The following is a 15,651-nucleotide window of genomic DNA, read 5'->3' as shown; positions in this document are numbered from 1 at the left end:
CCCGATCACCAGTAGTGGCGTCGACCGGCGACGGCGTGTCCCATGGCGCCGAGGACCCACAGGACGGCTCCTATGACCGCCAGGATGATCCCGATGGTCCACAGGATGGATATCCCGGTGACGAAGCCGATGACGAGCAGAATGATGCCCAGGACGATCATGATCTCTCCCTTGGGGAGTAGTGCCGGTTCCCCCGCGAACCGCGAAAGGCCGCGGGGGCGTTGTCCATGGAAACGGTTGGTCTCTCCCTTACTCCGCACGGTGGGGCTTGTGGTGGCTGACGTGCAGGCGGACATCGGTGGGCAGGTGCGGGGAGCCGGTGGATTGACGAGCGGTGCGGAGCGGGCCTTCGCAGAGATCGGCGAGAGCGGCGCCGGGCGCGCCCTCGGGGGTGAGGGTGAGCCTGACGTGGGTGCGGTGGTGGGCAGGCCGGCCGGTGATGTGTACGGCAGCGTGCTCGACCCCCGGCAGGGCACCGGCTTCGGCCGCGATCGCGTCGCTGAGTGCGTGGTCGCGTAGTTCGACGCCCTCCTGCGGGGGTGTGCCACCCACGGGCAGTGAGCCGGGGCGGCGTCGGCTCACCTGGGCGAGCAGCCACCACAGGGCGAGCACAGCGGCGAGTACGAGGGCGGCGATGACCGCGGGCCACCACCACCAGCCCTGGCTGCTCCAGCGGGCCCGGTCGGCGGAGCCGAGCAGGACATCGTTCGGGGTGGTCAGGGGCCAGCCCACGGGCGGGACCAGATCGTGCCGCCGGTAGACGTCGAATCCGGCGAAGAGGACCAGCAGTCCGCCGCCGAGCAGGACGAGTCCGGCGACCGCCAGCAGACTGCGGTTGAGTACGGATCGCGGTGTCATGGTGCGGCTCCGGTGCTGCGGCTTTTCGGTCAGTCGGCGCGTCGCCGCACGCGTACGACGATGCGGGGAGGGCGGGCGAGGGCCAGTTGGTCGCGTTCCTCGGCGAGGACGGCGGTGAGGTCATCCTTCACCTCCCGGGGGTCACGGAAGCGGACGTCCGCGCGCGCTCTGACGCGGTGGCGGCGTACCCGGACGTGCGCCGCGCCGACTCCGGGGACCCGCAACGCGGCGTCACGCAGCAGGCGGGCGGCGCCGTCACGGTCCAGCGAGGCACGCAGCCGGGGGCAGTCGGCGGGTGAACGCATGGGCAGCCAGTGGCGATGACCGGGGGTGAGGGCCAGGACGATCAGCCAGACACCGAGGGCGGCGGCCACGGCCGCTCCTGTGAGCATCCACACGTCGTCCACGGAGCGGGTGGCCAGTTCGTCGGCCAGGTGCCGTCGCCAGGCCGCCGCCGGGCGTCCAGCCCGTACGGCGAGGACGTCGACCAGCGCCGCGATCGCCGCCACGAGGATCACCGAGGCGACCAGCGCCGCCGGGAGACGGCGTGCCGACCACGGCCGGTGGGTTCGGTGCCCGCTGTCGCGCTCACCGGCCCTGGGGTCAGAGCCGGACACGTCGCGTTCGGGTGGCTCGAACTCCTTCGCCGGCGGCACCGGGGCACGGTGCGCGGACGACGCGGAGCCGCGGCCGGGCGGACCGGGATCGGGTGTCATCGCCATCCTCCTTCCTGCGCGGCGGGTCCGGCGTGCCCGGTGCCCCGGACCAGGTGGCCGCTCACCGGACCCGCCCCCGGCCTGCTTCGGTGGCGATCACCAGACGCCGGACGGTGAGGATGACCTCTCTCACCCGCAGACCGGTCAGCTCAGCCACCCGTTCGGCGACGTCCTGCTGGATCCGCTCACAGACGCGGGCGATGTCGGTGGGGTAGGGCAGGTCCATGGCCACACGCAGGCGCACCGATCCGGTACGGACGGCGGCGGAGGCGCTGGGTGCCGTCGGCCCGCCCCGGCCCGGCGGTCCGGCGGCGCGCCGGGACTGGGCCGTGCGTGCGGCCTGCGCGGCGATACGGGCGACCACCCTGTCCGGGATGACGGTGGCGCCCCGTTCGGCTGGGGGTGGCAAGCCGGCGGCCGGCGCCGGTGGGCCCGACGCCTCGCCGGGGGAACCCGGCCGGGTCTTCACCGCCGCTGCTTCCGTGTCCGGAGGTCGAGGTCACCCTGCACGACGAGGCCGACGATCAGCCCCGCCGCGCCCAGGACCAGAACCAGCAGAAACGCCCAGAAGCCGCCGAAGTAACCGGCGAAGCCCAGGGCCATGCCGGCCGCGAGGCCTGTCGTTGCCGTGTTCATCATGCACTCACCCGTCTCGCGCACGTACGTCACCGTGCGCGCGATCTCCCGCGCCCGTGCGGGAGGGCCTGGCGGTGGATCACCTCACGCGGCCCTCGGCCGGTTCGGCGCCTTCCTCCTCGTCGGGGAGGTGGACGTCGTCGACGGCGATGTTCACTTCGACGACCTCCAGTCCTGTCATCCGTTCCACGGCGCTGATCACGTTGGTGCGTGCGCCGCCGGCGACTTCGACGATGGAGACGCCGTACTCGACGACGACGTCCAGGTCCACCGCGGCCTGACGCTCGCCGACCTCGACCTTCACTCCTCGCGTGACGCCTCCGCCCCCGCCGGGGACGCGTTCCCGCATGGCGCCGAAGGCCCGGGCCATCCCCGCGCCCAGGCCGTGGATGCCCGGCACCTCGCGGGCGGCCATGCCTGCGATCTTCGCCACCACGCCGTCCGCGATGGTGGTCTTCCCCCGTGTCTCGGCCGGAGCCCCGGCCCCCGTACGGCCCTGCAGCGCGCTCACGCCCGCATCGGCCCCGCTGCCCCCGCCGACGCTGGTGGTGTTCTCCGTCATGGCGGTCGCCTCGATCGGATCGGATCGGTCGGTCGGGCACCTGACCGGCACCCCGTCGAAAGGTTGGACACACACGGGGCCGCGTATCTCACATGCATCAGATGTGACGTGCATCACAGGCGATCTCCTGGTTACCCGGAGGGTCCGAGTCTTGTACGGGGATGCCATGACCGAACGCACTGTTCCCCCATCGCCGGAAGGCGACCTGCTGGGACGTGACCTGCCGGACGGACTGCTGGCCGTCAGGGCGGCCGAGGGGGACGAGGATTCCTTCGCCGTTCTCGTCCGGCGGCACGGCTCGTCCCTCCTTGCCCTGGCCCGCCGCATCCTCGGCAATCCCCAGGACGCCGAGGAGGCCGTGCAGGACGCCTTCGTCAGCGCCTGGCGGCGACTGCCGGAATACCGCCACAGCGCGGAGTTCCGTACCTGGATGTACCGGATCACCGTCAACCGCTGCCTGACCCTGCGCCGGCGCCGGCCGCCGCCCCTCCCACTGGACGGCGTCGTCGAGCCCGCGGCCGGAGACGCCCGGAGCCAGCCCGCCCGGTCCGCCGAGCAGGACGCGGCCACCGCCGCCCTGTCCCGCGCGCTCGCCGAGCTGGATGTCGGACAGCGGATCTGCTGGATCCTGAGGGAAGTGGAGGGTCTTCCGTACAAGGAGATTGCCCACGTGACGCGGACCAGTGAGCCGACGGTGCGCGGCAGATTGTTCAGGGCGCGCCGATCCCTGCAGGAGGCGATGGGCCCATGGCGCTAGACGACCCGCACCCACGGCCTTCCGAGCCCCACGGAGCCGACGGGCTCCCTGTCGGCCCAGCCGCCGAGGATGTCCCCCCGTTCGCAGGTGACGAGGTGCTGCCCTGCGGCCGACTGCTCAGCCGGGTCTGGGAACAGGCGCGCGACGCGGCGCCGGCTGCCGACCCGCACGACGCCTCCTGTCCTCACTGCCGCGAGGCCGTCGAGGGGCTGGCCCCGGTGAACGCGGCCACCCGGGCGCTGCGCACCGAGGACACGCGCGGCCTCCACGCACTCGCCGACCGCGTCATGAGCATCGTCAGGGCAGAGGTACGGCCCGGACGGCTGCTGCCCCTGGCCGACCCGGAGCGGGACCTGCGGATCGCCGAGAACGCCGCGGCGAAAGTGCTGCGGCGGGCGGCGGACACGGTCCACGGCGCGAGGGCCGCGACCTGCCGGCTCGTACCCGAGGATGAGGGCACCGAGGTTCGGGTGATCATGACCTTGGCCGCCGTTCTCGACCGCCCGCTGCGCGACCGCGTCCATGAGGTGCGCCGAGCGGTTCTCCACTCGGCCGTACAGGACCTGGGTCTGGCCGTGTCGGCCGTCGACATCGCGGTGGTCGAGGTCCTGGAGACGTCGTGGACCGCACCCGGCCCCTCAGGGCCGCCATGGGCGGCGGCCTGCGGACCGGGTGCGGACAGAAAGACCAGGCGATGAAGGACACCGCAGGTCAGAGAGGGTGATGCAAGATCAGGCCTTCTTGGTCTCCCAGAAGATCTTGTCGATCTGGGCGATGTAGTCCAGCGCCTTCTGGCCCGTGGCCGGGTCCGTGGAGCCCTTGGCGGCGCTCAGGGCCTTGAGGGTGTCGTTGACCAGCTGGTGCAGCTCCGGGTACTTCTCGAAGTGCGGCGGCTTGAAGTAGTCGCTCCACAGCACCGAGACGTGGTGCTTGGCGAGCTCCGCGCGCTGCTCCTTGATGACGGTGGCGCGAGCCCGGAAGTGCGGGTCCTCGTTGGCCTGGTACTTCTCCTGGATGGCCTTGACGGACTCGGCCTCGATGCGGGCCTGGGCCGGGTCGTACACGCCGCAGGGCAGGTCGCAGTGGGCGCTGACCCGGACCTTGGGGGCGAACAGGCGGGAGAGCATAGAGCCGTCCTTCCTTAGTGATCGTCTTCTCAGGTGCGAGATTACTCCGTGCGGGAAGGCTTTTCTCGGGTGCCCCGGGGGGCTTAGGTCAAAAGTCCGGTGGCAGTCTGGGATGCCTGGGATGCTGAATGGGGACGTGACCGGAGGTGCCGTGATGCGGGAGCAGCTGCACGATCGCGGGCAGGAGCAGGACCGCGAGGGGCGGGGGCTGCTGCGGATCGGGCTGGCCGAGGTGTACAACCCGTCGATGGTGCCGACGCTGAACCCCGGGGACCAGCTCGTCGTCCGGTACGGGGCGGCCGTGCGGGCGGGGGATGTGGTGCTGCTGCGGCATCCGTTCCGTCAGGATCTGCTGATCGTCAAGCGCGCGGTGGAGCGGCGCGACGGCGGCTGGTGGGTGATGGGGGACAACCCGTACGTGGAGAACGACAGCCGGGAGTTCGGCGTCGTGCCGGACGAGCTGGTGGTGGCCAGGGTCTGGGTGCGGCTGCGGCCGCGGCCGGCCGCGGGGGCGGGTCAGCGGTCGGTGGCCGGGATGCTGTCGTGGGTGGTGTCGGCGGTGCGGCCGGTGCGGGCGCCGCGGTCCGGGCGGTCGCTGCTGGGGCGGCGCGGGGGGCTGGCGGAGCGCTCGGCGTCCAGGCGTTTGCGGGCGCGGTAGGCGGCGACGTTGGCGCGGGTGGCGCAGCGGTCGGAGCAGTAGCGGCGGGATCGATTTGTCGATGTGTCGAGATAGGCGTTGCGGCAAGGCGGTGCCTCGCAGATGCCGAGGCGGTCGGCGCCCAGCTCGGTGAGGTGGAAGGCCAGGCCCATGGAGGCGGTCGCGGCGTAGCCGGCGCCCGCGTTGGCCGCGTAGTCGGCGATGTGCATGTGCCATTTGGGGCGGCCGTCCTCGTCCCGGAACTCGTGCCCGGAGATCTGCGGGCTGACCGGGAACTCGATGAGCAGCGCGTTCAGCAGGTCCACGGCCAGGACCTCGTCCCCGCTCGCCGCCGCCTCGAAGACGGCGCGCAGCCGGGCGCGCACCGACCTCAGGCGGGTGACGTCGGCGTCGGTGGCGCGCCGCGCGGCCGACTGGCTCTCCCCGAAGAGCGCGCGCACGGCCTCCACCGAGGTGAGGCTGTCGGTGCCGCGTGCGGGCTCCTCGCTGTTGACCAGGCGCACGGCGAGATCTGAGTAATAAGCCAGTTCCACTTGTGGTCCTTACGAGCGCGGGTCTATGGTCCGTAATGGCTGATCTGGGTACGAGGGTATTACGAGTGGGGAGACGTGCCATGGTGGACACCGTTGCCGCCTCGGACTGGCGGGCGTGGCAGAAGAGCTGGGACCGGCAGCAGGAGTGGTACATGCCCGACCGCGAGGAGCGGTTCCGGGTGATGCTCGACGCGGTCGAGGCGCTGGTCGGCCCGGAGCCCGCCATCCTGGACCTGGCCTGCGGCACGGGCAGCATCACCGACCGGGTGCTGCGCCGGTTCCCCCGCGCCACCAGCACGGGCGTGGACCTGGACCCGGCGCTGCTGACCATCGCGCGCGGGCACTTCGCGGCGGACGACCGGGTCCGGTTCGTCTCGGCGGACCTGCGCGATCCGCGGTGGACCGAGAAGCTGCCCCACCGCTCGTACGACGCCGTCCTCACCGCCACCGCGCTGCACTGGCTGGACGGGGACGCGCTGCGGGCGCTGTACGGGCGGCTGGCCGGGGTGGTGCGGGACGGCGGGGTGTTCCTCAACGCCGACCACATGCCGTGGGAGGGCACGCCCCGGATCGACGCCGCCGTGCGGGCCTTCGAGCACGCGCGGCAGGAGCGGGCCAAGGCCGAGGGGGCGCAGGACTGGGTGGCGTGGTGGCAGACGGCGGCCGCCGATCCGGTGCTCGGCGCGCCCACCGCCGAGCGGTTCGCCATCTTCGGCAACCCGGCCGACGGCCCGGACCACGCGAGCGGCGTGGCCGAGGAGTTCCAGTCGGTCACCTGGCACGCCGCCACGCTGCGCGAGGCGGGTTTCGCCGAGGCGCGGCCCGTGTGGTGCTCCCCGTCGGACGCGATGGTGCTCGGGCTCAAGTAGCCGCTCACCCACATAGTGCGCGCATGAGCGACGACAGGGCGGTACGGGCCTGATCCGGCCCGTACCGCCCGCCCGTCGGACCGCCTCAGAGCACCTTGGACAGGAACGACTTCGTCCGCTCGTGCCGGGGGTTGGTGAGCACCTCACGAGGGTGCCCGGACTCCACGACCACCCCGTCGTCCATGAAGACGACCGAGTCGCCGACCTCCCGGGCGAAGCCCATCTCGTGGGTGACCACGACCATCGTCATGCCGTCCTCGGCGAGCCCGCGCATCACGTCCAGCACATCGCCGACCAGCTCCGGGTCGAGCGCCGAGGTGGGCTCGTCGAAGAGCATCAGCTTGGGCTCCATGGCCAGCGCCCGCGCGATGGCCACGCGCTGCTGCTGGCCGCCGGAGAGCTGCGAGGGGTAGTTGCCCGCCTTGTCGGACAGGCCCACCCGGTCCAGCAGCCTCAGCGCGCGCTCCCGCGCGACGGCCTTGGTCTCGCCCTTGACCTGGACCGGCGCCTCCATGACGTTCTCCACCGCCGTCATGTGCGGGAAGAGGTTGAAGCGCTGGAAGACCATGCCGATGTCGCGGCGCTTCGCGGCGACCTCGCGGTCCTTGAGCTCGTAGAGCTTGTCGCCCTTCTGCCGGTAGCCGACCAGCTCGCCGTCCACGTACAGCCGCCCGGAGTTGATCTTCTCCAGGTGGTTGATGCAGCGCAGGAAGGTGGACTTGCCGGAGCCGGACGGGCCGATCAGGCAGAAGACCTCGCGGGGGGCGACCTCCAGGTCGATGCCCTTGAGGACCTGCACGGCGCCGAAGGACTTGTGGACGCCCTCGGCCTTCACCATGGCGGTCATGACGAGCCCACACCTCCGGCGGAGCGGTTGGAGAAGGAGAACAGATTGGCCCGGATCCGCTGCAGCGGGGTCATGGGCAGGCTCCGGCTCGAGCCGCGGGCGTAGTACCGCTCCAGGTAGTACTGGCCCACGCTCAGGACGGAGGTGAGGATGAGGTACCAGGCGGCCGCCAGGAACAACATCTCGGCCGCGGCGCCGGACGTCTGGCCGATCTCCTGCGCGGCCTGCAGCAGGTCGAAGTACTGCACCGCGATGACCAGCGAGGTGGTCTTGAGCATGTTGATGAACTCGTTGCCGGTCGGCGGCACGATCACCCGCATGGCCTGCGGCAGCACGATGCGGCGCAGCGTCCTGGCGTGGCTCATGCCCAGCGCGTGCGCGGCCTCGGTCTGGCCCTCGTCGACGGCCTGGATGCCGGCGCGGCAGATCTCCGCCATGTACGCGGCCTCGTTCAGGCCGAGCCCGAGGAGGGCGGCCAGGAACGGGGTCATGAAGTCGGACCACTCGTCCTGGTAGATCGGCCCGAGGTTGATGTAGTCGAAGATCAGCCCCAGGTTGAACCAGAGGAGCAGCTGCACATAGACCGGGGTGCCGCGGAAGAACCAGATGTAGCCCCAGGCGATGGCCGCGGTCACCGGGTTCTTGGACAGCCGCATCACCGCCAGGATGATGCCGAGGACCACGCCGAGCGCCATGGCGGCGATGGTGATCCAGGCGGTCTTGCCGACACCGGTGAGGATCTGGCTGTCGAAGAAGTTGTCCGGGATGGCGCCCCAGTTCACCTTCCCCTGGGAGAAGGCGTACACGATCGACGCCAGGAAGGCGATGACGACGACCGCGGCGACCCAGCGCCCGTAGTGGCGCACCGGGATGGCCTTGATGGTCTCCGGCGCGCGGGGTGGCGGGGCGTCCTTCGGGCCCGCCTTGTCGATCTCAACAGTCACGGAAAAGGCCTTTCAGTGGGAGCGCGTCAGCGAGGGGAGGGCCGGGTCACTTGCCGCCGTTGACGACGGCCTTGAGGACCGCGCCGTCCTTGACGCCCCACTTGGCGATGATCTTGTCGTATTCGCCGTTCGCGATGATGAAGGCGAGAGCCTGCCGGAGCGCGTCGCGCAGCTGGGGGTTGCTCTTGGAGATGGCGATGCCGTACGGGGCCGCCTCCACCTGCTCGCCGACGATCTGGAAGTCGTTGCCGCCGCCCGAGGTCTTCACGGCGTAGGCGGCGACCGGGAAGTCGCTGGCGCCGGCGTCCCCGCCGCCGCCGCGCAGCCGGGTCTGGGCCTCGGTGTCGTTGCCGAAGGCCTCGATCGAGATCTTGCCCTTGTGGTTCTTCTGACAGGTCTTGGACTGGGCCTTGGCCAGGTCGTGGGAGACGGTGGCGCGCTGGACGACGATCTGCTTGCCGCACAGGTCGTCCCAGGTCTTGATCCCCTGGTCGTCGCCCTTCCTGGTGTAGATGGACACACCCGCGGTCAGGTAGTCGACGAAGTCGACGCCCTCGCCGACCTTCTTGCCGGTGTCGGGGTTCACGCCCTCCTGGCGGCCCTTGTTGTCGGTCATGGCCGACATGGCGATGTCGTAGCGCTTGGCGCGCAGGCCGGTCAGCAGGGTGTCGAAGCCGGCGTTGTTGAACTCGAACTTCACGCCGAGGACCTTGCCCATCGCCTCGGCGAGGTCCGGGTCAAGCCCTATGACCCGGCCGTCCTTCTTGAACTCGACCGGCGGGTAGTTGATGTCCGAACCAACCTTGATCACGCCGGCGCTCTGGATCTTCTTCGGCAGCAGGCTGAAGAGCGGGGCCGTGCCGCTGCCTCTGATGGTGTCCGTCTTGTCCCGCTGGTCGCCGCAGCCCGTCAGGAGCAGGGCGCCGGTGACCGCGATAGCACCGGCGGCGGCCGCCTTGGACTTCATGCCGTTCCGGCGGCGCGTGATGCTGGCGGTCATGCTCGTTCCTCCTGCGGGGTGAGAGGGTGTCCGACCGGGTCGGAACACGTTTGTGGGTGTCGCGACCCTGTGTGATTGGGGCATCTTGCCACCGCGGTGGCTCGATGGGACGTCCGGCCATGTCAAAATCGGATAACGGGTGACCCCCGTGGTGCACAGGGGCGGAAACGCCGGGCCGGAAGACCGCGGCCAAGAAGCGGAACGAGACGTTCATCACGTTTCATCACGTCGGAAACGTCTCGAGTGTTGGACGTTCAGGAGTGATTCAATCGCTTTCGCGGGTTACGCGACCGTATCCGAACACCACACACACGACCGCGATAAGAAATCGCTCGTTCTCGGAAGAGCCCTTCCGGTAGAACAGGCGGTTACCCCCCTCACCCGGGGCTCAGGGCGCGTGTGCGGCGCGCCCGGCGTTCGTATCTGGTCCCACGCGGCGGATATCCACTCCGTGGGACCCCGGACGCGGTGCCCGTCCGCTCCTCAACCAGGGGCGGCTACCCTCAACGGAAATACGACAAAGGGGTCAACAGTGGCAGCGGAGATCGCGAATCCTCGCAGCGACAGCAAAAACGAGAGCGCCGAGGGCGCGACCGGCGCCGGCAGCGCCGAAGGCGCCGGGGACGGAGAGCCCTTCGATCCGGCCTTCGCCCTTCACCGGGGCGGCAAGATGGCCATCGAGGCCACCGTGCCGGTGCGCAACAAGGACGACCTGTCCCTCGCCTACACGCCGGGCGTCGCCAGGGTCTGCACCGCCATCGCGGAAAAGCCCGAGCTGGTCCACGAGTACACCTGGAAGTCGCAGGTCGTCGCCGTGGTCACGGACGGCAGCGCGGTGCTCGGGCTCGGCGACATCGGCCCGGAGGCCTCCCTGCCGGTGATGGAGGGCAAGGCCATCCTCTTCAAGCAGTTCGGCGGGGTCGACGCGGTGCCGATCGCCCTCGACTGCCGCGGGGTGGACGAGATCGTGGACACCGTCGTCCGGCTCGCCCCCTCCTTCGGCGGCGTGAACCTGGAGGACATCTCCGCCCCCCGCTGCTTCGAGATCGAGCGCAAGCTCCAGGAGCGCGTCGACATCCCGATCTTCCACGACGACCAGCACGGCACGGCGGTCGTCACCCTCGCCGCCCTGCGCAACGCGGCCAAGCTGACCGACCGGTCCCTGGGCCAGCTGCGCGCCGTCATCTCCGGCGCCGGCGCCGCCGGGGTCGCCATCGCCCGGATCCTCGTCGAGGCGGGCATCGGCGATGTCGCGGTCTGCGACCGCAAGGGCATCGTCTCCCCGGACCGCGAGGACCTCACCGACGTCAAGCGGGAGCTGGCCGGCTTCACCAACAAGGCCGGTCTGACCGGCCCCATGGAGGCCGCCCTGGACGGCGCGGACGTCTTCATCGGCGTCAGCGGCGGCACGGTGCCCGAGCAGACGGTCGCCAAGATGGCCCCCGGCTGCTTCATCTTCGCGATGGCCAACCCCAACCCGGAGATCCACCCGGACGTCGCCCACAAGCACGCCGCCGTCGTCGCCACCGGCCGCAGCGACTTCCCCAACCAGATCAACAACGTGCTGGCCTTCCCGGGCATCTTCGCCGGCGCGCTGCAGGTCCGCGCCTCCCGGATCACCGAGGGCATGAAGCTCGCCGCCGCCGAGGCGCTGGCCGCCGTGGTGGCCGACGAGCTGAGCGCCGACAAGGTCATCCCCTCGCCGTTCGACGAGCGGGTCGCCCCGGCCGTGACCGCGGCCGTCGCGGCGGCGGCGCGCGCGGAGGGCGTGGCGCGCCGCTGACGTCCTGTGCGTCCTGCGTCCTGACGTCCCGCGCGTCCTGGCGTCGTGCGCCGCTGACGTCCGTGCGTCCTGACGTCGCGCGTCCTGACGTCCGTGCGTCCTGACGTCCTGCCAGGATCTCGTGCCGTACGAACCGGGCCGCCGCCTCCCCGTGAGGCGGCGGCCCGTCGCCGTACGGCCGCCTCCGGCGCGCGGGCGCGCGGCGCGTGTCACACCCCGGCGTGGTTCCGCCGCCAGGCCGCCGCCCCTATCGTCGGGATCATGTTCGCTGCCTACGCCGCACGTATCGACCGCGACCAGCCGCTGAACGGCCTCGAACTGGGCGAGCGCCCCGAGCCCGAGGCCCGGCCCGGCTGGACGACCGTCACCGTCAAGGCCGCCTCGCTCAACCACCACGACCTGTGGTCGCTGCGCGGCGTCGGCCTCGGCGAGGAGGCGCTCCCCATGATCCTCGGCTGCGACGCGGCCGGGATCGACGAGGACGGCAACGAGGTCGTCATCCACTCGGTCATCGGGCAGAGCGGCCACGGCGTCGGCCCGCGCGAGCCCCGCTCCATCCTCACCGAGCGCTACCAGGGCACCTTCGCCGAGAAGGTCGCCGTCCCCACCTGGAACCTGCTGCCCAAGCCCCGGGAGCTGTCCTTCGAGGAGGCCGCCTGCCTGCCGACGGCCTGGCTGACCGCCTACCGGATGCTGTTCACCAACGCGGGGGTGCGCCCCGGCGACAGCGTCCTGGTCCAGGGCGCGGGCGGCGGCGTGGCCACCGCCGCCATCGTGCTGGGCGCGGCGGCCGGGCTGCGGGTCCTGGCCACCAGCCGGGACGAGGCCAAGCGCAAGCGGGCGATCGACCTGGGGGCCGAGGGCGCGTACGAGCCGGGGGAGCGGCTGCCCCGGCGCGTGGACGCGGTGATCGAGACGGTGGGCGCGGCGACCTGGTCCCACTCGGTCAAGTCGCTCAAGCCCGGCGGCACGCTCGTCATCTCGGGTGCCACCAGCGGACCCAACCCCAGGTCCACCGAGCTGAACCGCATCTTCTTCCTGGAGCTGAAGGTCGTCGGCTCCACGATGGGCAGCAAGGAGGAGCTGGAGGACCTGCTGAGCTTCTGCGCGGCGCGCGGGGTGCGGCCGGTCATCGACTCGGTGCTGCCGCTGGACCGGGCGCGCGAGGGGTTCGAGAAGATGGCGGGCGGAGACCTCTTCGGCAAGGTCGTGCTGACGGTCTGAGGGCTCCCGGGGCGGGCTCCTCGTATGGCCGCTCAGCGCGGTACGAAGGCGCGCTCGAACCGGTAGCGCTTGATCGTGCTGCCCTTGAAGCCCTGGAACCGGCGGATCCGCTCCCACTGCGGGGTCACCGAGCCGACGCCCGGCGCGGAGGAGGCGAGGGCCGCGTCGTACGCCTCCTCGCTGGTCCACTGGGCGTAGTTGAGCGCCCGGGCGCGGTCGGTGGCCAGGTGGCGGTCGCCGTCGACGATCAGGTGGAAGTCGGCGGAGATGAGGCCGGGGCTCGGGTCGGGGTCGGTCTCCAGGGCCTCGATGACCAGGTCGATCCACGCCCGCCGCAGGTCGGGGTCCGGGTCGTCGAAGTCGATCTCGATGACGGCGATGCACCCGGGCACCCGCGGATCGCCCTCAGTCCGGGTGTCGAAGCCGCGGTAGCGCTGGTAGCGGGCGATGCCGTTGCGCTGGATGCCCGGCACGGCGGCGTCGATCTCGTCCACCCGCTGCCGACGCTGGGTCCGGACGAACTCGTGGTACGCCTCCTCGCTCGTCCACTGCGCGTGGTGCATCAGCGTGTCGCCGTCCGTCCCCAGGTAGAGGTTCTGCGACAGCAGCTCGGGGGTCGGCCAGGGGCGGCTGTCCCAGGTGGCGGCGAAGGCCTCCACGGTCGCCCGCTGCCGCTCGGGGGTGCCGACGCTCCAGGTGGAGAACAGGGCGGCACCGACGTCGGGACGGGCGAGGTCGGGGAGGGGGCTGGCGGCGCCGGACATGGCGGGCTCCTTAGGGATCGCGGGCGGAGGCGGGTTCGTCTCCACCCACGATCCTGATACCTCAACCGAAGTTGAGGTCAAGGTCGCGCTGCGGGGCCTATCCTTTCGTCCGGCCCCGCAGCAGCGCGGTGAGCTGCGCCGCCGTCGCCGCGAGCCGCCGCCGGGCCTCGTCCGCGTGGGCGGCGCTGACGCCGTGGTCGCGGGCCGTGTCGCGGATGTCGTCGCGGAAGCGGTCGAGCAGCCGGTCGAGGTCGCGGGCGGGGTCACCGGACGGGGTGAACTCCCGGGCCCACTCCGGCTCCGGCGCGGCCCCCTGCGGCGCGGTCCCCGCTGGGCCGGCCGACTCCGGCGCGCCCCCCTCCGTCCCGGCCGGCTCCGGCCCCGCCCCCTTCGACCCGTACCCGGCCCCCTCCGGCGCGTCCGCGCGCTCGACGTGGAACTCCGGCTCGGCCCGCTCCGCCGCCCCCGCGCCCTGCCGGGAGATACGGCTCATGCCGCGCGACACCTCGGCCAGCCCCTCGCGCACGGCGCGCTGCCAGTCGCCCGCCCGGAGGTGGTCCTGCGTCTGCTCCTGCAGCCGCCGGGCCAGCCGCTGGACCTCCTCGCGCGCGAAGTCCTGGGCGTCCTTCGCCTGCTGCCGGGCGCGCTGGGCGTCCTGCCGGGCGCGGCGGCTCTCCTCCTTCGCCCGGCGCGCCTGCTCCTTCCACTCCTCCTTGGCGCGCCGCATCTCCTCCTTCGCCAGCCGCCACCCCTCCCTGTCCCCCCACGGGCCGTCCCACGACCCCGGCTTGCCGCCGGCGTCGCCGGTGCCGCCGGAGGCGCGGGCCTGCTGCGCCGCCTCCCGCATCTCGCGCCGCAGGTCGCTGGCGGAGCCACGGACGTCCTCGCGGATCTCGGCCGCCAGCTCGGCGACGGACTCGCGGATCTCGACCTCGAGGTCGGCCAGCTCGCCGCTCCGGTCGGCCAGTTCGGCGCGGCCGGCGTCGGTGATGGAGTAGACCTTGCGGCCGCCCTCGGTGGCGTGGGTGACCAGGCCCTCGGCCTCCAGCTTGGCCAGGCGCGGGTACACGGTGCCGGCGGAGGGGGCGTACAGGCCCTGGAAGCGCTCCTCCAGTAGGCGGATGACCTCGTAGCCGTGGCGCGGCGCCTCGTCGAGCAGCTTGAGGAGGTACAGCCGCAGCCGGCCGTGGGCGAATACGGGGGGCATCAGAGGACCTTTCCTTCGGGGCGGTCAGGGCCTTGGGCCGGGTCGGCGGGCACGTCGGCCGACGGCGTGTCCCCGCCGGTCGGCGCGCCGTCCGTCGGCGTGTCCTCGGTCCGTGCGCCGTCCGTCCGCGCGTCGTCCGTCGGCGTGTCCTCGGTCGGCGTGTCGTCTTCGGTCGGCGGGCGGCGCAGCAGCGCTATCGCGCCCGAGACGGTGGTGGCCTTGAGCCTGCCGTTGCCCTCGCCGAGCCGGCCGAAGATCCGCTTGGCCCCCCACTGGCCGGTGACCCGCAGGTCCTCGAAGGCGTTGGAGACGGCACCGCTGGCGGTGTTGGCGTGGACCTGCGCGTCGGCGGGGTGCGGCAGCCGGATCGCGATCTCGCCGGACACGGTGGTGAGGGCGATGTCCGCGCGGCCCGGGGCGGCGGCGGGGGCGAGGTCGAGCAGGATGTCGCCGCTGACGGTGTCGGCGCGCACGGACTCGCCCGAGCCCTCGATGACGGTGAGGTCGCCGGACACGGAGTTGAAGCGCAGCCGGCCGGTGACGGCCTGGGCCTCGACCCGCCCCGAGACGGTCTCGGCGCTGACCGGGCCGGTCAGCCGGACCAGGGTGATGTCGCCGGAGACGCCGTGCACGTCGGTGCTGCCGGTGAGCCCGGAGACGACGACCCCGACACCGACCCCGCCGATCGATGCCTCGACGCCGGCGGGCACCGCGAGGGTGAGGTGGACCGTACGGTTCCAGCCCTTGCGGTCGAGCCACTTGAGCCAGCCCTTCCAGGGGACGTCCTCGTATCCGACCGTCAGCGTGTCTCCCTCGTGGGTGACGGTCAGCGGCGGGCCGTCGATCTCCGCGAGCTCCAGCCGGGCGGGGCCGGTGGCGGTCCCCACGACATTGACGGTGCCGCCCACGACGCGCACCTGGACGTTGGATACGGGGTCCCCGAAGGCGAGCTTCTGTGGTTCGGTCAACGACCACTGCGACCGGGCTGACATCCCTGGCCTCCCCTGGGTTGGCTCGACGCAACATATCGCGTCTCTGTGGATACACGATATATCGCGGCTCGGCGGAGTCAAGCGGGAGTCAAGCGGGGCGGCGTGGGGAGGTGCGGGGAGGCGAGCGGGGGCGGAGTGGCCGGTCCGCCTGTTGCCCCCGGCGCGGGTTTGTGT

General features: G+C 71.8%; 19 protein-coding genes and 1 pseudogene. 6 read left to right on the top strand and 14 right to left on the bottom strand.

Going from position 1 to position 15,651, the window contains the following annotated elements:
- Positions 1 to 5 precede the first annotated feature (5 nt).
- The 6 genes from ABFY07_RS23575 to ABFY07_RS23550 all read right to left on the bottom strand — a co-directional run bounded on the left by ABFY07_RS23575 (position 6) and on the right by ABFY07_RS23550 (position 2,772).
- On the bottom strand, positions 6 to 161 hold the full coding sequence (locus ABFY07_RS23575; RefSeq protein ID WP_346176402.1) for a DUF6131 family protein: 156 nt from the start codon (positions 159 to 161) through the stop codon (positions 6 to 8).
- Between the two features lie 88 nt (positions 162 to 249).
- Positions 250 to 858 (bottom strand): alkaline shock response membrane anchor protein AmaP, encoded by a 609-nt coding sequence (locus ABFY07_RS23570; RefSeq protein ID WP_346176401.1) that lies wholly within the window; start codon positions 856 to 858, stop codon positions 250 to 252.
- Between the two features lie 29 nt (positions 859 to 887).
- Positions 888 to 1,574, bottom strand: coding sequence for a DUF6286 domain-containing protein (locus tag ABFY07_RS23565; protein WP_346176400.1), 687 nt, complete (start codon positions 1,572 to 1,574; stop codon positions 888 to 890).
- Positions 1,575 to 1,635: 61 nt separating this feature from the next.
- Entirely contained in the window at positions 1,636 to 1,938 is a 303-nt protein-coding gene (locus ABFY07_RS23560) for an Asp23/Gls24 family envelope stress response protein (RefSeq protein WP_346176399.1), read from the bottom strand.
- 101 nt (positions 1,939 to 2,039) lie between these two features.
- Entirely contained in the window at positions 2,040 to 2,234 is a 195-nt protein-coding gene (locus ABFY07_RS23555; RefSeq protein WP_346176477.1) for a hypothetical protein, read from the bottom strand.
- 55 nt (positions 2,235 to 2,289) lie between these two features.
- Positions 2,290 to 2,772 carry an Asp23/Gls24 family envelope stress response protein gene (locus ABFY07_RS23550; protein ID WP_346176398.1) on the bottom strand — a complete coding sequence of 161 codons (483 nt, stop codon included), beginning with the start codon at positions 2,770 to 2,772 and terminating at the stop codon, positions 2,290 to 2,292.
- A 166-nt stretch (positions 2,773 to 2,938) separates the two neighbouring features.
- Here ABFY07_RS23550 and ABFY07_RS23545 point away from each other — a divergent pair, with 166 nt between their 5' ends.
- Both ABFY07_RS23545 and ABFY07_RS23540 read left to right on the top strand, forming a co-directional pair.
- A complete protein-coding gene (locus tag ABFY07_RS23545; protein ID WP_346176397.1) occupies positions 2,939 to 3,529 on the top strand; it encodes an RNA polymerase sigma factor in 591 nt (196 codons plus the stop codon).
- Positions 3,520 to 4,227 carry a hypothetical protein gene (locus ABFY07_RS23540; RefSeq protein WP_346176396.1) on the top strand — a complete coding sequence of 236 codons (708 nt, stop codon included), beginning with the start codon at positions 3,520 to 3,522 and terminating at the stop codon, positions 4,225 to 4,227. Before ABFY07_RS23545 ends, ABFY07_RS23540 begins: the two co-directional genes overlap by 10 nt.
- Before the next feature lie 33 nt (positions 4,228 to 4,260).
- Here ABFY07_RS23540 and sodN read toward each other — a convergent pair whose 3' ends face one another.
- Positions 4,261 to 4,656: a superoxide dismutase, Ni gene (gene sodN / locus ABFY07_RS23535; protein WP_065964366.1), complete on the bottom strand. Its 396-nt coding sequence runs from the start codon at positions 4,654 to 4,656 to the stop codon at positions 4,261 to 4,263.
- Between sodN and sodX the strand changes: the two are divergent.
- Positions 4,544 to 5,122: pseudogene (gene sodX, locus ABFY07_RS43205) on the top strand (nickel-type superoxide dismutase maturation protease); the annotation flags it as partial. The gene sodN and the pseudogene sodX sit on opposite strands and share 113 nt — an antisense overlap.
- Before the next feature lie 50 nt (positions 5,123 to 5,172).
- Here sodX and ABFY07_RS23525 read toward each other — a convergent pair.
- Positions 5,173 to 5,847 (bottom strand): CGNR zinc finger domain-containing protein, encoded by a 675-nt coding sequence (locus ABFY07_RS23525; RefSeq protein ID WP_346176395.1) that lies wholly within the window; start codon positions 5,845 to 5,847, stop codon positions 5,173 to 5,175.
- An 80-nt stretch (positions 5,848 to 5,927) separates the two neighbouring features.
- On the opposite strand from ABFY07_RS23525, the gene ABFY07_RS23520 reads away from it, so the two are divergent.
- Positions 5,928 to 6,716, top strand: a complete 789-nt coding sequence (locus ABFY07_RS23520) for a class I SAM-dependent methyltransferase (protein ID WP_346176394.1) — start codon at positions 5,928 to 5,930, stop codon at positions 6,714 to 6,716.
- An 85-nt stretch (positions 6,717 to 6,801) separates the two neighbouring features.
- Here ABFY07_RS23520 and ABFY07_RS23515 read toward each other — a convergent pair whose 3' ends face one another.
- Genes ABFY07_RS23515 through ABFY07_RS23505 form a run of 3 tightly spaced genes read right to left on the bottom strand, consistent with a single transcriptional unit; the run spans position 6,802 to position 9,507 of the window.
- Positions 6,802 to 7,563: an amino acid ABC transporter ATP-binding protein gene (locus ABFY07_RS23515; RefSeq protein ID WP_346176393.1), complete on the bottom strand. Its 762-nt coding sequence runs from the start codon at positions 7,561 to 7,563 to the stop codon at positions 6,802 to 6,804.
- Positions 7,560 to 8,507: an amino acid ABC transporter permease gene (locus ABFY07_RS23510; protein WP_346176392.1), complete on the bottom strand. Its 948-nt coding sequence runs from the start codon at positions 8,505 to 8,507 to the stop codon at positions 7,560 to 7,562. Before ABFY07_RS23510 ends, ABFY07_RS23515 begins: the two co-directional genes overlap by 4 nt.
- Before the next feature lie 46 nt (positions 8,508 to 8,553).
- Positions 8,554 to 9,507: an ABC transporter substrate-binding protein gene (locus ABFY07_RS23505; protein WP_346176391.1), complete on the bottom strand. Its 954-nt coding sequence runs from the start codon at positions 9,505 to 9,507 to the stop codon at positions 8,554 to 8,556.
- A 532-nt stretch (positions 9,508 to 10,039) separates the two neighbouring features.
- Between ABFY07_RS23505 and ABFY07_RS23500 the strand changes: the two genes are divergently transcribed.
- Together ABFY07_RS23500 and ABFY07_RS23495 are read left to right on the top strand one after the other, a co-directional pair.
- A complete protein-coding gene (locus ABFY07_RS23500) occupies positions 10,040 to 11,290 on the top strand; it encodes an NAD(P)-dependent malic enzyme (protein ID WP_346176390.1) in 1,251 nt (416 codons plus the stop codon).
- A gap of 261 nt (positions 11,291 to 11,551) precedes the next feature.
- A complete protein-coding gene (locus ABFY07_RS23495; protein ID WP_346176389.1) occupies positions 11,552 to 12,514 on the top strand; it encodes a zinc-binding dehydrogenase in 963 nt (320 codons plus the stop codon).
- Positions 12,515 to 12,546: 32 nt separating this feature from the next.
- Here the strand turns inward: ABFY07_RS23495 and ABFY07_RS23490 are convergent, their stop codons facing one another.
- The 3 genes from ABFY07_RS23490 to ABFY07_RS23480 all read right to left on the bottom strand — a co-directional run bounded on the left by ABFY07_RS23490 (position 12,547) and on the right by ABFY07_RS23480 (position 15,477).
- Positions 12,547 to 13,278, bottom strand: coding sequence for an antibiotic biosynthesis monooxygenase (locus ABFY07_RS23490; RefSeq protein WP_346176388.1), 732 nt, complete (start codon positions 13,276 to 13,278; stop codon positions 12,547 to 12,549).
- A 97-nt stretch (positions 13,279 to 13,375) separates the two neighbouring features.
- A complete protein-coding gene (locus ABFY07_RS23485) occupies positions 13,376 to 14,485 on the bottom strand; it encodes a PadR family transcriptional regulator (protein ID WP_346176387.1) in 1,110 nt (369 codons plus the stop codon).
- Complete coding sequence (locus tag ABFY07_RS23480; RefSeq protein WP_346176386.1) at positions 14,485 to 15,477, bottom strand: DUF4097 family beta strand repeat-containing protein; 993 nt, start codon at positions 15,475 to 15,477, stop codon at positions 14,485 to 14,487. Before ABFY07_RS23480 ends, ABFY07_RS23485 begins: the two co-directional genes overlap by 1 nt.
- Positions 15,478 to 15,651: the final 174 nt, after the last annotated feature.

Source organism: Streptomyces sparsogenes subsp. cuspidosporus, assembly GCF_039532705.1.
Lineage (GTDB): Bacteria > Actinomycetota > Actinomycetes > Streptomycetales > Streptomycetaceae > Streptomyces > Streptomyces sparsogenes.
Note: the sequence above shows the minus strand (reverse complement) of the source record. Positions and strands in the feature narration are given on the sequence as shown.